Below are 16,625 nucleotides of genomic sequence, written 5' to 3' on the forward strand. Positions count from 1 at the left end.
CGCCGTCACGGTCGGCGGCGTCACCACCGCCGGTAGTCCGCGGTACTCGTAGACCGGGGGCCGGCGGGTTCGCCCGCCGGTCCCCACATCCTTGAAGGGCAAGCACTGCGCATGGAGACTGCGACGTTTCCGGATCCGGCGTACTCGGACCCGGTGGCCGAGCCGGACCCGTCAGCCGAGGAGTCCGATCCGAAGGGACCGGTCGCGGCCGCGCCGCCCGTCCGACCGCGGGAGGCGTTCCGGCGCTTCTGGCCGTGGGTCCGCCAGGACCGGCTGTGGCTGCCCGCCGCGATCCTGCTGCTGCTCACCGGCGCGTTCGGCGAGGTGGTGTCGGTCTGGCTGTTCAAGGACCTGATCGACCAAGTCCTGGTACCCCACCGGTTCTCCGCCTTCTGGGCACCGGCCGGCACGATGGCCGCGACCGCCGTGGTCTCGGCGCTGCTGATCTTCGCCGGCAACTACACCATCACCTGGGTGGCCGAGCGTTTCATCCTCCGGCTGCGGACCTCCGTCGTGGCCCACCTGCACGGCCTCCCGCCCGACACCCTGGACCGCCGCCAGCGCGGTGATGTGGTGGCCCGGCTCACCGGGGACATCGCCGCCATCGAACAGCTGGTGGCCACCGGGGTGGTCGAGGCCGGCTCCGCGGTGCTGAGCCTGCTGCTGTTCGGGGCCGCCGCGTTCTACCTGAGCTGGCAGCTCGCGCTGGCCGCGCTGGCCGTGGCCCCGGTCTTCTGGCTGTCCGGACGGTACTTCGGCAACCGCATCCTGATCCGCGAGCGGGAGGCCAGACGCCGCGGCGGCGCGGTCACGGCCGTACTGGAGGAGAGCCTGCGCAACGCCGCCATCGCCGGCACCTGCAACCAGGAGCGCCGCGAGGTCGCGAAGGTCCACCGGACCGGCCGGGCTCTGCTGGAGTCCGAGCTCTCCATCGCCCGGTACGCCGGTCTGTACCCGCCGGTCCTGAACGTCCTGGAGGTCCTCGGCGGCCTGACGGTCGTCGGGATCGGCGCCGTCGAACTCGACCGGGGTGTGCTGAGCCTCGGCGGCCTGCTGGCCTTCGCCGCCTTCATGGCCCAGCTCTTCGAACCGGCCCAGCGGATCTCGGAGCTCTTGCCGGTGGCCGGCGCGGCCGGTGCCGCGGGCGAGCGGGTCCTGGAACTGCTGGACACCCCGTCCCCGGTGGTGGAGCGTCCCCACGCCCACGGCACCGGCCCGGTGGCCGGCCGGGTGAGCTGCGAGGACGTCCGAGTCGGCTACCCCGGCCAGGACGGCCGGCCGGTCCTGGAGAACCTCAGCTTCGACATCGGCCCGGGGACGATCCTCGCGGTCATGGGCCCCAGCGGCTGCGGCAAGTCGACCCTGGCCAAGCTGCTGGTGCGCTTCCTCGACCCGGACTCCGGCACGGTACGCCTCGACCAGCACGACCTCAGGGACCTCAAGCTGGCCTCGCTGCGCCAGGCCGTCACCCTGCTCCCCCAGCAGGCGCCGCTCTTCCACGCCACGATCCGCGACAACATCGCCTACGGCAGGCCCTCGGCCTCGCTCGACGAGGTGGTGCAGGCCGCGAAGGACGCGGACGCCCATGAGTTCATCACGGCCCTGAACGAGGGGTACCGGACCGAGATCGGACGGGACGGTTTCCAGCTCTCCGGCGGACAGACCCAGCGGATCGCCATCGCCCGCGCCTTCCTGCGGGCCACGCCGGTACTGATCCTCGACGAGCCGACGACCGGCCTCGACGAGCAGTCCGCAGCGAACGTCATCGCCCCGCTGCGGCGCCTGATGGCCGGGCGGACCACCATCCTGATCACCCACGACCAGAAGCTCGCCCGGACCGCCGACGCCGTCCTGATGCTCGGCGCCGCCGGGAAGCCGGGGCTGCCCGGCAGCGTCCAGCCGGTCAGCTGAGCCACCGGTACGGGGAGGCCGCCGGGCCGGGTCCGGCGGCCTCGTCGCTCCCGGCCTTGTCACTCAGGGCCTTGTCGAGGCTCATCAGGTTGCCCGCCCCGGCACCGTCGAGCCCCGCGTGGCCGGACTCGGTGCCGCCGGGGACGCCCGCGCCCGGCGGCTCCGCCGGCTCCGGGCTCTCCTCCTGGAGCCGGCGCAGCAGGCGGGCGACGGTGTCGGTGCGTTCGCGCAGCGTCTCCACATGGGCGATGCGGTCGTCGGGCCTTTCGGCCGGGCGGACCGGGATGCCGTGCTGTCCGGCGGTGGCGATCAGGCTCTCGCCCGCCTGTCCGACGAGGACCAGGCCGGCCGTGGCGAACAGGCCGCCGTCGAGCGTGCGCGTGCGGCCGAGCAGGCCGCGGTGGACGATCTCGGAGGGGACGGTCAGGGCGTCCAGGCGCTGCTCGACCGCGCCCTGTTCGAGCGCCGCCAGCACGACGGTGGCGACGGCCTCGGCCGCCCTGGTGACGACCCACTTGCGACCGGGAACCGGCGGGAGGAACTCGCGGATGCGGTCGACCTCGTGCTCCAGCGCCGACGTGGTCATCACCTCGAAGGCGCTGCGGGTGCGGATCTCGACGACCTTCCCCCACTCGATCTCCTCGCCGTCGAAGCCCACCCGCTCCGGGCCGAGGTGCACCGCGCCGAACCCGTCCAGCAGGCCGAGGAGCTTGTGCACCACGGCCGGTGTGCGCGGGTGGCGTCCGACGAGCGCGCCCAGTGACAGCTTCCACGGCTCGGTGGCTGGTACCTGCGGCGGGGCGAGGGAGGTGAGTGCGCCGTGCACCCACTGACCGCCCGCCACCGTCCCGCCGGCCACCGTCCGGCCGCCGCGCAGCACCGCCTGCTTTCCGACCTCGCCCAGCTGGGCCGCCGTCCCCACCAGCTTCCCGAGCCCGCCCGGCCAGCCGCCCGTCCCCATCCGCCCCACCACTGTCCGATCCAGCCACGCTTGACGATCCGTGAACATCGACATGCTACGGCTCCGGTGTTCGAGCACGGCTGTCGGCGGCGCTCCCGAAGCGGCGGCTGTCGGCGCCTACACGCCGAGCTTGGCGCTCTCGTCCGTACGGGAGCTCGGCGAGGCACTCGGCGTGGCGCTCGCGGTGGCGTCCGGGGCTCCGTCCTGAGCCGGTCCGTCCCACTCGGCGCGGTCGTACCCGGCGCCCGGGTAGATGGTCAGCCGCAGCTTTCCGGCCCCCTTGGGGGAGACCGAGTACGTGAACTGGCCCTCCGCCCGCTCGCCCGGCTTCAGCGTGCCGGAGAACAGCTTCGTCGGGTGCGCGGTGTCGTAGATGCTGGCGACCTGCGCGCCGTCGGCGTCCTTCACGAACGGCAGTACGCCGACGAGCGGGACCGGCTCGTGGCCGCCGTTGACGATCGTGATCCTCACCTGGATCGCCAGGTCGCCGTCATTGTGGCCGACGGCGTAGCGCCCCGGCTCGAAGGACTCGGGCTTGCCGACGGTGATCCGGAGCCCGTCCTCGTACTCCCAGGTCTCACCGAACGGCACCGGCTCGTCGGCCTTGGGGGCCTGCGGGGCGGCGGAGTCGGCGGGCCCGGTGGAGGAGGCGCTCTTCCTGCGCTCCTCGACGTCGTGGGCGACCTTCTTCACGACGATCACGGTGACGACCAGGCCCACGATCGCCAGCAGCATCGCCACGCCGCCCAGGATGCTCCCGGCGAGGGCCATCCCCTTGTTCGTGGCCTGGCCCCGGCGGGCCCGGCCGTGCCCGACCAGACCGAGGATCAGCGCGGCCAGCCCGAGCGCACCCGATATCCAGAACAGGAACGGGACGATCCCGAGGAGCGCACCGATGATGCCGAGCACCAACGCCGCCACCCCCAGGCCGTTCTGGGGCTGCGGCGCCATTGCGTACGGCCCCGGGAAGCCGGGCGGCGGGCCCCACTGGAGTGGTTGCGGAGCGTTCTCGGCCGGCGGCGCCCAGGGGGACGCCGCGGGTGCATGCGTCGGAGCGTTCTCGGGTGGCGGTGCCCACGGGGACGGGGCGGGTGGCGGCTCCGGAGCGTTCTCGGGTGGCGGTGCCCACGGGGATGGGGCGGGTGGCGGCTCGGGGGTGCTCATGCGCTGTCCTTCGGAGTTCGGTGACGGATCACCCTAGCAAGGCGTTTACCCCGCCTTTACGTGCGGTGGAGTCCCCGATCCTCCTTCTCCCGGGGCGATCTGACGCAGGCCCACCACCGCCTTCCGCGGCCGTCCGGTGCCGGCCGGGGTGTTGATCACCGGCCGGAACGCAGCGGCTAGGGTGCTGGACATGGAACCCATGGACGACGCGGCGCTCGCACAGCGGCTGAACACGATCGAGTCGAAACTCGACGCGATCATGACCTATCTCAACCTGCCCCACCCCCTGCCGGAGACGGACCCCCGCCGGATGCCCGAGGTACTGGAGCTCGTCCAGGCCGGCAAGAAGATCCAGGCCATCAAGGCCTACCGACAGCGCACCGGTTTCGGCCTGAAGCGAGCCAAGGACACCATCGACCAGGCGGCCGACGGATTCTGACGTAATGACGTAACGTCAGATCGTCGCGCAGTCAATCGCGTCCGCCGACCCGAGGCACCGCGGCTCCCGGGCCGGTCCAGGCAGCTGCACTGACCACGGAGGTTGATGACAGGGCTCACGGCCGGGTGATCTTGAAATGTGTGAGGGCCTTCCGGCCAGGCGTGGATTGCGACATCCACCCCAGCGCCGGAAAGGCCCTCATGCCACGCCGTGACGCACCACTGACCGAGACCGGGCGCCTGCGCCTGGCCCCTTCGGGGTCGAGAACGGCTGGCCCCTGCGGCGGGCCGCCGAGCGCTTCCAGGTCTCGCCGACCACGGCCACGCGCTGGGCCGACCGCTACCGCACCCTGGGCGAGGCCGGCATGACCGACCGCTCCTCAAGACCGCACCACAGTCCGCGCCGAACCCCGACCCGCACCGAGCGGCGGATCATCAAGGTCCGCATGCTCCGCCGCTGGGACCAGTCCGCATCGCCCACCTCCTGCGGCTCGACCCGGACACCGTGCACCGCGTCCTCACCCGCTAGCGAATCGTCCGCCTCGCACACCTCGACCGCGCCACCGGCCACTGCATCCGACGCTACGAGCGTTCCGCACCAGGTGAGTTGGTCCACCCGGCAAACACGCCGCGCTTACGGGCAAGCCACCCACCGGCCGCGTCCCCCAACCCCACGGGCAAGAACAGCGGAGAGCCCCGCGAGGGTTACCGAAGGACGGTTGAGCGCTGCCCGGATCCCACTCGAGTCCGCCGCCCGAGAGTCAAGCTTGACCTCTACCGCGCTTGAGGTTTCATGCTTGCCACGTGTCCATGGCCGGACCTGTGAACGCACCGGATCTGCGGCCATTTCAAGGGGAGAGAACTGATGACAGCAACAGCGAACGCGGGCGCCTCCGTGTCGGATTCCGGTACCCCCGCGCTCGACCGACGCAGAATCAGACTGATCGTGCTTGGTCTGCTGCTTGGCTTGTTCATGGCCGCGCTGGACCAGACCATCATCGCCGCCGCGTTGCGCACCATCGCCGACGACCTGCACGGCCTCACCTACCAGGCCTGGGCGAACACCGCGTACATGACCACATCGGTGATCGCCACAGCCCTGTACGGAAAGCTCTCCGACATCTACGGTCGCCGGCCGGTGTACTGCGTCTCCGTGGGCATGTTCATCCTCGGGTCGGTGCTGTGCGGTCTGTCGCAGTCCATGACCGAACTGGCGGTGTTCCGCGGTGTCCAGGGCATCGGCGCGGGCGGCCTGATGAGCCTGGCCTTCGCCATCCTCGCGGACCTCCTGCCGATGGCTCAGCGTGCCCGGTACCAGGCTTGGTTCGGTGCGGTCTTCGGGATCTCCGCCGTGGTCGGCCCGGTCGTCGGCGGCTTCTTCGCCGGACTGAACAGCTTCGCGGGCGCGACCGGTTGGCGCTGGGCCTTCTTCATCAACGTGCCGATCGGCCTCACCGCCATGCTGCTGATCGCCGCCCTGGTGAGGCTGCAGCCCAACCGGTCGAACCACCCGGTGGACCTGGCCGGAACCGCCACCCTCATCGTCTGCCTGATCCCGCTGCTCTTCGCCGTCGAGCAGGGGCCCAAGTGGGGCTGGACGGCGACCGGCACCCTCGCGCTGTTCGCTGTGGGCACCGTCGCCCTGGTGCTGTTCATCCTGGCGCTGCGGCGGGCCGGGAGCGCCGCCCTGCTCCCCACCCCGATGTTCCGTAACCCGGTGTTCTCGCTCTTCAACGGTGTCAACGTGATGGTGGGCGCGGCCGTGTTCGGCGCGCTGGCCGTGCTCCCGCTCTACCTGCAGATCGTCAAGGGGCTCTCGCCCACCCAGGCAGGTCTCATGATGCTGCCGCAGACTCTCGGTATCGTGCTGGCCGGGCGACTGTGCGGTCCGTACGCCACCAAGAGCGGCCGCTACAAGGTCTTCCTGCTCGGCGGGGTGGCCCTGATGGTGATCGCCGCCTTCTGGTTCGGCGCCTTCGGGGTGAACACGCCGCTCTGGCAGACCGGGATCGCCGCGGGTCTCATGGGCATCGGCATCGGTCTGTGCTGGCAGGTCATGCTGATCGCCATCCAGACCGGCGTGGATCCGCAGTTCATGGGCGCCGGCATGGGCTCGTTCACCTTCTTCCGGCAGATCGGTGGGACGGCGGGCATCGCGGTGTTCCTGTCCGTGTTCTTCGGTTCCGTCGGCGGGAAGGTCGCCGACGCCTACGCCGGCGCCGCGTCCGATCCCGCCTTCCAGAGCGCGGCGAACGACCCGTCGATCGCGGCGCTGCCTGCCAACCAGGTGTTGCTGCAGGGCCGGGGCGGCCACATCCCGCTGGATGACACCTCCTTCCTCAAGCACGCCGATCCACGGTTGGCGCACCCCTTCCTCGAGGGGATGGCGCACGCAATGCAGACCGTGTTCATGGTCAGTGGGAGCCTGCTGTTGCTGGCACTGGTACTGGCCGCGATTCCGAAGGAGATGCGGCGCGGCCCGGCCCAGGCCGGTTTCGGTGGCGCCGCGAAGCGCACCGAGGCAGCCAAGGAGACGGCCAACCAGACCTGACGCCACCTCATCGTCGCCCGATCCGACTACGTCGACGCCAACGCCCCGGCACCCACGCGCAGTTCGTCTCTCGGAACGGCCGTGCGATCCGGCACCGTCCACTCTTGACCTCGACCAATGTCGAGGTTTCATCCTGGGAAACGGACACGTTCCGTTGGAGGAGAAGCAGTGAAGATCGAGATCTGGTCGGACATCATGTGCCCCTGGTGCTACATCGGCAAGCGGCGCCTGGAGACGGCGTTGGCCCGTTTCGAGCACCGAGACCAGGTGGAGGTCGTCTGGCGCAGCTTCGAGCTGCGGCCCGATCAGCCACGGACCCCGGGGCCCACCCTCGGCGAGATGATGCAGCACCGGCTCGGTCTGCAACCCGGCTCGGCGGTCGGACTGTTCGCGGAGATCGAGCGCCTCGCCCAGGAGGAGGGGTTGCACATCGAGCTGACCGGGGTCCAGCCTGTGAACTCCTTCGACGCCCAGCGCCTGGTGCACCTGGCAGCCGACCACGGCCTGGCCTCACAGATGAAGGAGCGGCTGTTCCGGGGCTACCTCGGCGAGCAGCGCAACGTCGCAGACCCCGATGTGCTGCTGGAGCTGGCGCTGGACGTCGGCCTGGACCCGGTGGCTGTGAAGGCCACCCTGGACGGCGACGCGTACGCCGCCGACGTCCGCGGGGATGAGGAGCTCGGGGCACGCCGCGGCGTCACCGGCGTGCCCGGTTTCTTCATCAACGGCGGGCAGGTGTCCTCGGGCGTCCCCTCCACACAGGCGCTGCTCCAGCACCTGATCCAGGCTCGCTGATTATGGGCGGCGAGGGCCGGCCACTCCACCTGGCCAAGGAACTCACCGTCGGCCAGGTGTCTGCCCGCGGCGGCGTGGCCGTCACGGCACTGCACTTCTACGAGTCCAAAGGGCTGATCCGCAGTCGGCGTACGGCCGGCAACCAGCGCCGCTACGCCCGCGACACGCTCCGCCGGGTAGCGCTGATCCGCGCCGCCCAGCGCGTCGGCGTCTCGTTGGGGGCCATCCGGGAGGCACTGGCCCAACTGCCCGAGCGCCGGACGCCGAACCGCGAGGACTGGGCGCAGCTCTCTGAGTCCTGGCGCGCCGACCTGGACGCCAGGATCCATCAACTTGTCGCGCTGCGCGAGGGGTTGACCGACTGCATCGGGTGCGGCTGCCTCTCCATCGCGGCCTGCCCGTTGGCCAACCCGTTCGACGTGCTCGGCCAGGAGGGCCCGGGCCCGCGCAGGCTGGTCCACAACCCCGAGGAACCGGACCCCCAACCCGCGAATGCGGACCCGGGGCCCTGCCACAAGCGCCACGGCACGGGCTGAGCGCGGCCGCGGACACGACAGCGGGTCCTGGCGTCCTGCTCGCCGGGACCCGCCAGCCGCGTCCCCAACCTCACGGGCGAGAACAGCTAGCCTGGCCGGATGTCAGTCCACGGCTTCTCGACCACCGAGTTCCAGTTGGTGCTGCTGCGGCGGATGGCCGACTTCAACCCCGAACTGGTCGAGGAGGCGGTACGCCGGCTCGGCTCGTCGCGGGCCGTGATGCGGGAGGCGAACAAGCGCTGGCAGGCGATGATCCGCTCACCCCGCTTCCCGCACGGGGCGAGCCGGTACCGCGCGGTGCTCGGGCCGCCGCAGGCGGTGCTCCCCCGGCGGATCGGTGACCTGGTCTGCACGGCCCAGCAGTGGGCGCTGCCGCTCTGGCCCGAGCTGCGCTTCGAGATCCTGGTCGGTCCGGCCGACAGCGGCGGCCCGGTCTGGAACGAGTGGCTGGTGCGGGCCACCGACTCGCCGCCGCCCGTACTGCGCACCCTCGCCGATCTGAGGCCGTGGAGCTGCGTCGTCTCGGACGTCGCTGCGGCCTTCCCGCCAGCCGTGCCACGCGAGGGCAGTGCCCCGACCCGGTGGCAGCTCGACTTCACCGCCCCGGGCACGGCCGGTGAACCGCGGGCCTGCACCGCCGACTTCACCTGGGGATTGCTGCAGGAGGTCCGGACCGGCGAGCCCGGTTGAGGCTCTCCCCGGCCCGCCGGTGCCCACGGCAGCGCTGGGCACGCGGGGACGAGCAGGTGCCCGGGACGCGTGGACGCCCGCCCCACAGCCGTGGAGCGGGCGTCCGGACGGTGCGTCGACGACCTGTCAGAAGAAGTCGCCGTCGCCCTCGTAGTAGTTGTTGACGATCACCTCGGGCTCGTCGTCGTCCAGCGCCTCGGCGATCAGCGCACCGCCGATGAGGCCGGCCGCACCGGCACCTATCAGTGCGCCCGTGCCGTACCGCCGCTGCTGGTCCGGCTGGCCGACGCCGGGCTGCACCTGCTGCGGGTAGCCCTGCTGGACCGGCTGCGGGTAGCCGGCCTGCGGGTAGCCGGCCTGCGGCGTGTAGAACGGCGGTGGCGTGGTCTGCACCCGCTGGGCACAGGCCGCGCAGGCCTGGATCTGGCGCGGCACACCCCACTGCGGGGACCACAGCACGGGGGCCAGGCCGGCACCGTGGCCGGGGTCGAAGAAGCACGTCACGGAGGAACTCCCTGGGATCTGTTGTGGTGCGAGGGTGGAACCCGGGACAACCACCGGGGCACCGGCGGTCGTCGGTGCCGGCTGGACGGATTCCCGTACCGGCTGCGCGGACTGTGCGGGCACCTGGGCGGCCGGCACGGGCACTTGAGCCGGAGCGGGCCCGCTGCCCTCGGCCGGCTCGGCCTCCTGCAGCACGGTCACGCCGAAGTCCCGTGCGATGCCCGCGAGTCCGGAGGCGTAGCCCTGGCCGACGGCGCGGAACTTCCAGTCGCTCCCGTTGCGGTACAGCTCGCCGAACACCATTGCGGCCTCGGTCGAGGCGTCCTGGCCCAGGTCGTACCGGACCAGCTCGGCGCCGCCGTCCCGGTCGGCCAGCCGGATGTAGGCACCGCGGACCTGCCCGAAGTTCTGGCCGCGCGCCCTGGCCTCGTAGATGGCGACCGGAAAGACGATCTTCTCCACCCCGGCCGGGACCGCGGCGAGGTCGACCTGGATCTGCTCCTTGTCGCCCGCGCCACCCGAGAGGCCGCTGCCCGAGTGCCGGACCGAACCGTCCGGGCTGCTCAGGTTGTTGAAGAAGACGAAGTGCTGCTCCGAGAGGACCTTCCCGGAGCGGTCGCAGAGCAGCGCGCTGGCGTCCAGGTCGTACTCGGCACCCGTGGTGCCGGCCACCTGCCAACCGATCCCCACCAGGATGCCGGTGACACCCGGGGCTTGCCTGCTCAGCGACACGTTCCCACCCTTGACCAGGGTCGCGCCCATCGAGCTTCCTCCGCAGTTGTACTGACTTGCCGTGTTCCTCTGGCCACAACGCGGCGACGCGCCGAACGGTTCCCGTCCCGCGCCGGCCGTACGGCCGGCGGCCGGGCCCCCGTGCCGTCCGGCCCTCGAGGAGCGCCCGCAGCGGCACCCCACAGCACCGCCGCGCGCGGACGCCGCGCGCGGACGGGTCATCCGGCGCTGCCGTCCCGGCCCCGCCGCGCGTAGCGTGCAGACAGGGCCGGGTGAATCCGGCAGCGCCACAGCACCCGGTGGAGGAGCCATGACAGCCCCCAGCGAACGCCGTCCGATCGTGCTGGGCGTCGACGCCCTGGACCGGGGCCCGCTCACGGCGGCCTGGGCGGCCGACGAGGCCGCCCGCCGGCACTTGCCGCTGCGGCTGCTCCATGTCATCGCGCCGCGGTTCAGGGACCCGCGCGGCTACGACGAGTCGTTCCACGCGGAGCTCTGGCGCGCCGGCCACCAGCTGGTCGAGAAGGCCGCCTCCCTCGCTCTGGAGCGCCATCCTGAGCTGGAGGTCTCCACCGACGTCGTGGACGGGAACGCGGGCCATGTGCTAGTCCGGGAGTCGGCGCACGCCGAACTCGTCGTCCTCGGGTCGCGGCGCCTATCCCGGCTGGAGGAGATGCTCAGCGCCCACTCGGTGACCGTGCCGGTGAGCGCCCGGGCCGAATGCCCGGTGGCCGTGGTCCGCGAGGCGGAGCACGTCACCGAGGACCCGCCGTACGTGGTGGTCGGAGTGGACGGCAGCCCCTCCTCCGCCGCCGCGGTGGACTGGGCCTTCGGCCTCGCCGCGCGGCGCGGGGCCGCACTGCGGGCGCTGTGGGTCTGGCACCCGCTGCCGTTCCTCCCCGTCGACGAGGACGCCACCCTCCAGCGGCTGCGCGGGATGCTCTACGAGGCCACGTCCGGGCAGAGCGAGCGGTACCCGGAGGTCGAGCTCCTCCAAGAGGTGGTTCGCGGCCACCCGGTGGAGGAGCTGGGCAGGGCCTCCACCCACGCGCTCGCCCTGGTGGTCGGGCGGCGCGGGCACGGCGGCTTCACCGGCATGTGGCTCGGCTCCGTCCCGCACGGGCTGCTGCACCGCGCCCACTGCCCCGTGATCACCGTGCCGTCCCCGCCCCGGTGACCGCGCCGCCGCGCGCACCGCCCGTCCGGCCCGCCGGGGCGGCTGAGACGGACGCCGGCTCAGGCGCTGCTGCCGTAGCCGCCGCCTCCGGGGGTCTCCACCACCAGGACGTCGCCTGCCGCCAGCTCGACCGAGTCGCAGCCCGCCAGCCGCACGACGGTGCCGTCCGCGCGCTCCACCCGGTTGGCGCCGAGCGCACCGGGCGCCCCGCCAGCCAGCCCGTACGGCGGGATCCGGCGGTGGCCGGACACCACGCTCACCGTCATCGGCTCGCGGAACCTCAGCCGGCGCACCGCCCCGTCGCCACCGCGCCAGCGGCCCCCGCCGCCGGTGCCCGGCCGGACGGCGAACTCCTCCAGCAGCACCGGAAGCCGCCACTCCAGCACCTCGGGGTCGGTCAGCCGGGAATTGGTCATGTGGGTCTGCACCACCGAGGCCCCGTCGAAGCCCTCGCCCGCGCCGGAGCCGGACCCGACGGTCTCGTAGTACTGGTAACGCTCGTTGCCGAAGCTGACGTTGTTCATCGTGCCGGAGCCCTCGGCCTGCGCCCCGAGGGCCGCGCACAGGGCGCCGACCAGGGCCTGGGAGGTCTCGACGTTACCGGCTGCCACGGCGGCCGGGGGGCTCGGCGCCAGCATCGAGCCGGGCGGGACGATGATGCGCAGCGGCCGCAGGCAGCCGTCGTTGAGCGGGATGTCGTCGGCCACCAGGGTGCGGAAGACGTAGAGCACGGCGGCGGTGGCGACGGAGGAGGGGGCGTTGAGGTTGCTCTCCAGCTGCGCCGAGCTGCCGGTGAAGTCCACGGTGGCGCACCGCTGCCTGCGGTCCACGCTGACCCGGACGAGGATCACCGCGCCGGAGTCGGTCTCGTATCGGCAGGAGCCGTCGCGGAGCCGGTCGATCACCCGCCGCACGGCCTCCTCGGCGTTGTCCTGGACGTGCCGCATGTACGCCTGCACCACGTCGAGGCCGAAGTGGTCGATCATCGCGCCCAGTTCCTCGACTCCCTTGCGGTTGGCGGCGATCTGGGCGCGCAGGTCGGCGAGGTTGCCGGCGGGGTTGCGGGACGGGTACGGCGCCCCGGTGAGCAGGCGCAGCGTCTCGGCCTCGCGCAGCCGCCCGGCCTCGACCAGCGGCCAGTTGTCGAAGAGCACGCCCTCCTCCTCGATCCGGCGGCTGTCGGCGGGCATCGAGCCGGGGGTGAGGCCGCCGATCTCGGCGTGGTGGCCGCGCGAGGCGACGAAGAACAGGATCCGCTCGGCCACCTGGTCGAAGACGGGCGTCACCACGGTGATGTCGGGCAGGTGGGTGCCACCGTGGTAGGGGTCGTTGACGGCGTAGGCGTCGCCGGGCCGCATCGAGGGCCCGCGCCGACGGATCACCTCCTTGACGGCGGTGCCCATCGAGCCCAGGTGGACGGGGATGTGCGGGGCGTTGGCGACCAGGTTGCCGTCCGGGTCGAAGAGGGCGCAGGAGAAGTCCAGCCGTTCCTTGATGTTGACCGACTGCGCGGTGGACTCCAGCCGCACGCCCATCTGCCGGGCGACGGACATGAAGAGGTTGTTGAAGATCTCCAGCAGGACCGGGTCGGCCTCGGCACCGGCGGCGGCTCCCGGCGGGGCGGTCACCCGTTCCAGCAGCAGGTGGCCGAGTTCGCCGACCGTCGCCCGCCAGCCCTCGTCCACCACCGTGGTGGCGCCGGCCTCGGTGACGACCGCCGGTCCGGTGACCGCGGCGCCCGGTCGCAGCGCCTGCCTCCGGTACAGCCCGGCCGGGTGCCACGCGCCGTCCCGGTAGAGCCGCACCTCGCCCGGTGGCTCGGCCCCGCCGCCTTCCGCCGCGCCGAGCGGGGTCAGATCGGGCTGCCGGGTGAGCCCGGTCGCCTCCACCGACAGCGCCTCGACAGTGATCTGACGATCCATCAGGAACGAGTACAGCTGCTGGTGACTCCGCTCGAAGGCCGCGGTCATGGTGTCCGGGTCCGCGAGGTCCACTGGGACGACGGTGTCGGTGCCGTCATAGCGCAGCTGCGCCCGACGGACGATCCGGATGCGGTCCTCGGGTACGTCCTCGGCCAGCAGTTCGGTGCGGGCCGAGGACGCCAACTCCTCGACGACGCGGTGGATCCGGTCCATCGAGGCGCTCTCCAGCGGGGCCTCCACCGACTGCTCGCGCATCACCGTGGTGTCCGCCAGCCCCATGCCGAGCGCGGAGAGCACCCCGGCCATCGGCGGCACCAGGACGGTCCGGATGCCCAGCGCGTCGGCGACCGCGCAGGCGTGCTGGCCGCCGGCGCCGCCGAAGGTGGTCAGCGCGTAGCGGGTGACGTCGTGGCCCTGCTGCACCGACACCCGCTTGACCGCGTTGGCGATGTTGTCCACGGCGATCCGCAGGAAGCCCTCCGCCACCTGCTCGGGCGAGCGGTCGTCCCCGGTCCTGGCCCTGATCTCCTCGCCGAGTCCGGCGAACGCCCGTCGGACGGTGACCAGGTCGAGCGGCTGGTCGCCGTCCGGTCCGAAGACCTGCGGGAAGTGGGCGGCCTGGATCCGGCCGAGCATCAGGTTGGCGTCGGTCACGGTGAGCGGCCCGCCGCCCCGGTAGCAGGCGGGGCCCGGATCCGCGCCGGCGGAGTCGGGGCCGACCCGGTAGCGGCTGCCGTCGAAGTGCAGTACCGAGCCGCCGCCCGCCGCCACGGTGTGGATCGCCAGCATCGGCGCCCGCAGCCGTACTCCGGCCACCTGGGTGGTGAACACCCGCTCGTAGCGGCCCGCGTAGTGCGACACGTCGGTGGAGGTGCCGCCCATGTCGAAGCCGATCACCCGGTCGTACCCGGCCAGTCGGGACAGCCTCGCCATACCGACGATGCCGCCGGCCGGTCCGGACAGGATCGCGTCCTTGCCCCGGAAGTGCCCGGCCTCGGCCAGTCCGCCGTTGGACTGCATGAACATCAGCCGTACGCCGGCGAGTTCGCCGGCCACCTGCTCCACGTAGCGGCGCAGAACCGGCGAGAGGTAGGCGTCGACGACGGTGGTGTCCCCGCGCGGCACCAGCCGCATCAGCGGGCTGACCTCACTGGACAGCGACACCTGCGGAAAGCCGGTGGCGCGGGCGAGTTCGCCGATCAGCCGCTCGTGCGCCGGGTGCAGGTGGCTGTGCAGGCAGGCCACCGCGACCGCCCGAACGCCCTGCCGGTACGCCTCGCGCAGCTGCTCGGCGAGGGCGTCGAGGTCGGGTTCGCGAAGCACCGTGCCGTCGGCGGTGATCCGCTCGTCCACCTCGATCACCCGCTCGTACAGCAGCGAGGGGAGGACGATCTCGCGGGCGAAGATGTCCGGGCGGTTCTGGTAGCCGATCCGCAGTGCGTCCCCGAACCCGCGGGTGATCACCAGCGCCGTCCGCTCCCCGGTGCGCTCCAGCAGGGCGTTGGTGGCGACCGTCGTCCCCATCCGCACCGCGTCGATGTGCACGCCGTCGAGCGGCTGGTCCGGCGCGAGGCCGAGCAGCGCCCGGATGCCCGCCACCGCGGGGTCGCGGTAGCGGCGGTCCTGGGAGAGCAGTTTGTGCGTGACGAGGCGGCCGTCCGGGCGCAGCGCGACGACGTCGGTGAACGTTCCGCCGCGGTCCACCCAGAACTGCCAGCCCGGTCCTGCCACAGCCGCCTCCGACAAGGGAACCCGTGGATACCGCGGCTTCGAGTATCCGGCCCGGCCGGGCGGGGCCGCAAAAGGACATGCTTGGCGTATCCGTGCGGAGGGCGGAGGTGGCCGTGGCGCCGGTGACGTTCGGGGCCGGTCGTGAGACGGTTCCCGGGGAGCGGCGGGTGGCGCTGGTCCCGGGGTCGGTCGGGCCCGCCGCTGGAGCCCCGGTGACCGCCTCCGCCGCTTTCGCCCGCAGCGTCCTGGCGTTGCTGGACCACCTGCTTCCGCACGGCCTGCTGCCGGCCGGCCCGGCCGACCCCGCCCTGGCCCATCCCTGGTGGTGAGCCATGCGGGTGAACTGCACAGCGAGGCCGTCCGGCGGCTGCTCCTCCAGGCCACCACCGCCGCGGGCCTGCCCTGACGGCCGGCCGAGTACGGCTACGGCCGCACGGCGAACAGGGCGGCGTGCCTGGCCAGTGCCAGCGCGTGGCTCGCGCAGCGCTCGAAGTAGCCGCTCAGCAGTACCGCGTCCACCACGTCCGTCCGCTCAAGCGGCTGTTCGAAGGACAGCAGCTGCCCGTACAGCAGGCGCTGGCGCTGGCCGATCTCGTTGAGACCGGTGTGCAGGTCGGCGATGATCTCGGGTTCCGCGTTCTGCAGCGCGTCGGCGGCCTTGGCGACCATCTCCAGGGCGAGCGAACTCATCCCGCCGAGCGGCTGCCGTGCGGGTTCCGGCAGCGGGCCCCTGGTGCGCCGGACCCAGGCGATCTCGCCGACCCGGCGGATGGCCTCGGCCAGTTGCTGCACCTCGGCACCGACATGGGTGTCCGCGACGACCGACCGCACGTCCCCCGGTGTGGTCCCGTGCCCCGCCAGCAGCAGTGCGGCATCGTCCTCGATCAGGTCGTCGAGCGGCTGCAGTGCCGCCTCGGCGGCCGCCAGTTCCTGGTCCGCTGCGGCGGCCACCGTTTCGAGCGCCACGTGCGACGCCCGGCTCAGGGCCGTCTCCGCCAGCCGGACCATTGCGACCAGGCGCTCGACCAGCGCCGCGTAGGTGTGCGCCATCCCTACGGCTCTCCCTCCTCGGACGCTCCGGGCCGCTGCCTGGTGAACACGTCCTGGCCGACCGTGGTCGCCTCCCAGACGTCGGCCGGACCCGACGGCCGGGTCAGCAGCCAGGTGGCGAAGATCCGCTCCTCGCGCTCGAAGTACTGGCCGCTCCAGCTGGTCACGGAGTCCGGATCGCGCTGCCGGTTGTGCCAGGCGACCGTCCAGCCGACCGCCGCTCCGCGCCCAGGCTGCGTGGACAGCTGATAGCGCCCGGTGACCTCGTACTGCCCGGCCACCTGGCCGGTGCCCGAGGTGTAGGTGCCGCTGATGCCACCCGACGGGTCCGCCGTGAGGTGCATGTGCGAGCCGAACTCGTTGTACCAGTCTCCGGTGATGCTCATCGGTCGCCTCCCTCCGTCAGGGCGCAGCTTCCCCACCATGGTCGGTCTCTCCCGCAGCCTTCGCACCGCAGAGAGCG

At 72.3% G+C, this 16,625-nt stretch carries 13 protein-coding genes and 1 pseudogene; 8 read left to right on the forward strand and 6 right to left on the reverse strand.

Annotated features, from left to right (window positions below; genetic code table 11):
* Positions 1 to 111: 111 nt before the first annotated feature.
* Positions 112 to 1,911 (forward strand): ABC transporter ATP-binding protein, encoded by a 1,800-nt coding sequence (locus ABD369_RS31450; RefSeq protein ID WP_344639992.1) that lies wholly within the window; start codon positions 112 to 114, stop codon positions 1,909 to 1,911.
* On the opposite strand, the gene ABD369_RS31455 is transcribed toward ABD369_RS31450, so the two are convergent.
* The gene (locus ABD369_RS31455) at positions 1,904 to 2,872 is read right to left on the reverse strand and encodes a hypothetical protein (protein WP_344639993.1); all 969 of its coding nucleotides are present in this window, start codon (positions 2,870 to 2,872) and stop codon (positions 1,904 to 1,906) included. The two genes, ABD369_RS31450 and ABD369_RS31455, sit on opposite strands and share 8 nt — an antisense overlap.
* Before the next feature lie 117 nt (positions 2,873 to 2,989).
* On the reverse strand, positions 2,990 to 3,823 hold the full coding sequence (locus tag ABD369_RS31460; protein WP_344639994.1) for a DUF4190 domain-containing protein: 834 nt from the start codon (positions 3,821 to 3,823) through the stop codon (positions 2,990 to 2,992).
* 403 nt (positions 3,824 to 4,226) lie between these two features.
* On the opposite strand from ABD369_RS31460, the gene ABD369_RS31465 reads away from it, so the two are divergent.
* The 6 genes and pseudogenes from ABD369_RS31465 (at position 4,227) to ABD369_RS31490 (ending at position 9,046) form a co-directional block, all read left to right on the forward strand.
* On the forward strand, positions 4,227 to 4,475 hold the full coding sequence (locus ABD369_RS31465) for a ribosomal protein L7/L12 (RefSeq protein ID WP_344639995.1): 249 nt from the start codon (positions 4,227 to 4,229) through the stop codon (positions 4,473 to 4,475).
* 200 nt (positions 4,476 to 4,675) lie between these two features.
* Positions 4,676 to 5,090, forward strand: a pseudogene (locus tag ABD369_RS31470) (helix-turn-helix domain-containing protein); the annotation flags it as partial.
* A 249-nt stretch (positions 5,091 to 5,339) separates the two neighbouring features.
* The gene (locus ABD369_RS31475) at positions 5,340 to 7,025 is read left to right on the forward strand and encodes an MDR family MFS transporter (RefSeq protein ID WP_344639996.1); all 1,686 of its coding nucleotides are present in this window, start codon (positions 5,340 to 5,342) and stop codon (positions 7,023 to 7,025) included.
* 168 nt (positions 7,026 to 7,193) lie between these two features.
* A complete protein-coding gene (locus tag ABD369_RS31480; RefSeq protein WP_344639997.1) occupies positions 7,194 to 7,820 on the forward strand; it encodes a DsbA family oxidoreductase in 627 nt (208 codons plus the stop codon).
* A 2-nt stretch (positions 7,821 to 7,822) separates the two neighbouring features.
* Positions 7,823 to 8,356 carry a redox-sensitive transcriptional activator SoxR gene (gene soxR, locus ABD369_RS31485; protein ID WP_344639998.1) on the forward strand — a complete coding sequence of 178 codons (534 nt, stop codon included), beginning with the start codon at positions 7,823 to 7,825 and terminating at the stop codon, positions 8,354 to 8,356.
* A 99-nt stretch (positions 8,357 to 8,455) separates the two neighbouring features.
* Entirely contained in the window at positions 8,456 to 9,046 is a 591-nt protein-coding gene (locus ABD369_RS31490; protein ID WP_344639999.1) for a hypothetical protein, read from the forward strand.
* 126 nt (positions 9,047 to 9,172) lie between these two features.
* On the opposite strand, the gene ABD369_RS31495 is transcribed toward ABD369_RS31490, so the two are convergent.
* Positions 9,173 to 10,312: a TerD family protein gene (locus ABD369_RS31495; protein WP_344640000.1), complete on the reverse strand. Its 1,140-nt coding sequence runs from the start codon at positions 10,310 to 10,312 to the stop codon at positions 9,173 to 9,175.
* Positions 10,313 to 10,592: 280 nt separating this feature from the next.
* Between ABD369_RS31495 and ABD369_RS31500 the strand changes: the two genes are divergently transcribed.
* Complete coding sequence (locus tag ABD369_RS31500) at positions 10,593 to 11,459, forward strand: universal stress protein (RefSeq protein ID WP_344640001.1); 867 nt, start codon at positions 10,593 to 10,595, stop codon at positions 11,457 to 11,459.
* 59 nt (positions 11,460 to 11,518) lie between these two features.
* Here the strand turns inward: ABD369_RS31500 and ABD369_RS31505 are convergent, their stop codons facing one another.
* The 3 genes from ABD369_RS31505 to ABD369_RS31515 all read right to left on the reverse strand — a co-directional run bounded on the left by ABD369_RS31505 (position 11,519) and on the right by ABD369_RS31515 (position 16,548).
* On the reverse strand, positions 11,519 to 15,112 hold the full coding sequence (locus ABD369_RS31505; protein ID WP_344640002.1) for a hydantoinase B/oxoprolinase family protein: 3,594 nt from the start codon (positions 15,110 to 15,112) through the stop codon (positions 11,519 to 11,521).
* Positions 15,113 to 15,535: 423 nt separating this feature from the next.
* Positions 15,536 to 16,162 (reverse strand): PhoU domain-containing protein, encoded by a 627-nt coding sequence (locus ABD369_RS31510; protein ID WP_344640003.1) that lies wholly within the window; start codon positions 16,160 to 16,162, stop codon positions 15,536 to 15,538.
* Positions 16,163 to 16,164: 2 nt separating this feature from the next.
* On the reverse strand, positions 16,165 to 16,548 hold the full coding sequence (locus ABD369_RS31515) for an avidin/streptavidin family protein (protein ID WP_344640004.1): 384 nt from the start codon (positions 16,546 to 16,548) through the stop codon (positions 16,165 to 16,167).
* Between the last annotated feature and the right edge of the window lie 77 nt (positions 16,549 to 16,625).

The organism is Kitasatospora cystarginea (assembly GCF_039533515.1).
Classification (GTDB): Bacteria; Actinomycetota; Actinomycetes; order Streptomycetales; family Streptomycetaceae; genus Kitasatospora; species Kitasatospora cystarginea.

Bases quoted from the DNA above. Each gene is read 5' to 3' on its own strand.
- ABD369_RS31475 (WP_344639996.1), top strand. From the start codon at position 5,340: ATGACAGCAACAGCGAACGCGGGCGCCTCCGTGTCGGATTCCGGTACC.
- ABD369_RS31510 (WP_344640003.1), bottom strand. From the start codon at position 16,162: ATGGCGCACACCTACGCGGCGCTGGTCGAGCGCCTGGTCGCAATGGTC.
- ABD369_RS31455 (WP_344639993.1), bottom strand. From the start codon at position 2,872: ATGGGGACGGGCGGCTGGCCGGGCGGGCTCGGGAAGCTGGTGGGGACG.
- ABD369_RS31500 (WP_344640001.1), top strand. From the start codon at position 10,593: ATGACAGCCCCCAGCGAACGCCGTCCGATCGTGCTGGGCGTCGACGCC.
- ABD369_RS31460 (WP_344639994.1), bottom strand. From the start codon at position 3,823: ATGGCGCCGCAGCCCCAGAACGGCCTGGGGGTGGCGGCGTTGGTGCTC.
- ABD369_RS31465 (WP_344639995.1), top strand. From the start codon at position 4,227: ATGGAACCCATGGACGACGCGGCGCTCGCACAGCGGCTGAACACGATC.
- ABD369_RS31490 (WP_344639999.1), top strand. From the start codon at position 8,456: ATGTCAGTCCACGGCTTCTCGACCACCGAGTTCCAGTTGGTGCTGCTG.
- soxR (WP_344639998.1), top strand. From the start codon at position 7,823: ATGGGCGGCGAGGGCCGGCCACTCCACCTGGCCAAGGAACTCACCGTC.
- ABD369_RS31450 (WP_344639992.1), top strand. From the start codon at position 112: ATGGAGACTGCGACGTTTCCGGATCCGGCGTACTCGGACCCGGTGGCC.
- ABD369_RS31495 (WP_344640000.1), bottom strand. From the start codon at position 10,312: ATGGGCGCGACCCTGGTCAAGGGTGGGAACGTGTCGCTGAGCAGGCAA.
- ABD369_RS31515 (WP_344640004.1), bottom strand. From the start codon at position 16,548: ATGAGCATCACCGGAGACTGGTACAACGAGTTCGGCTCGCACATGCAC.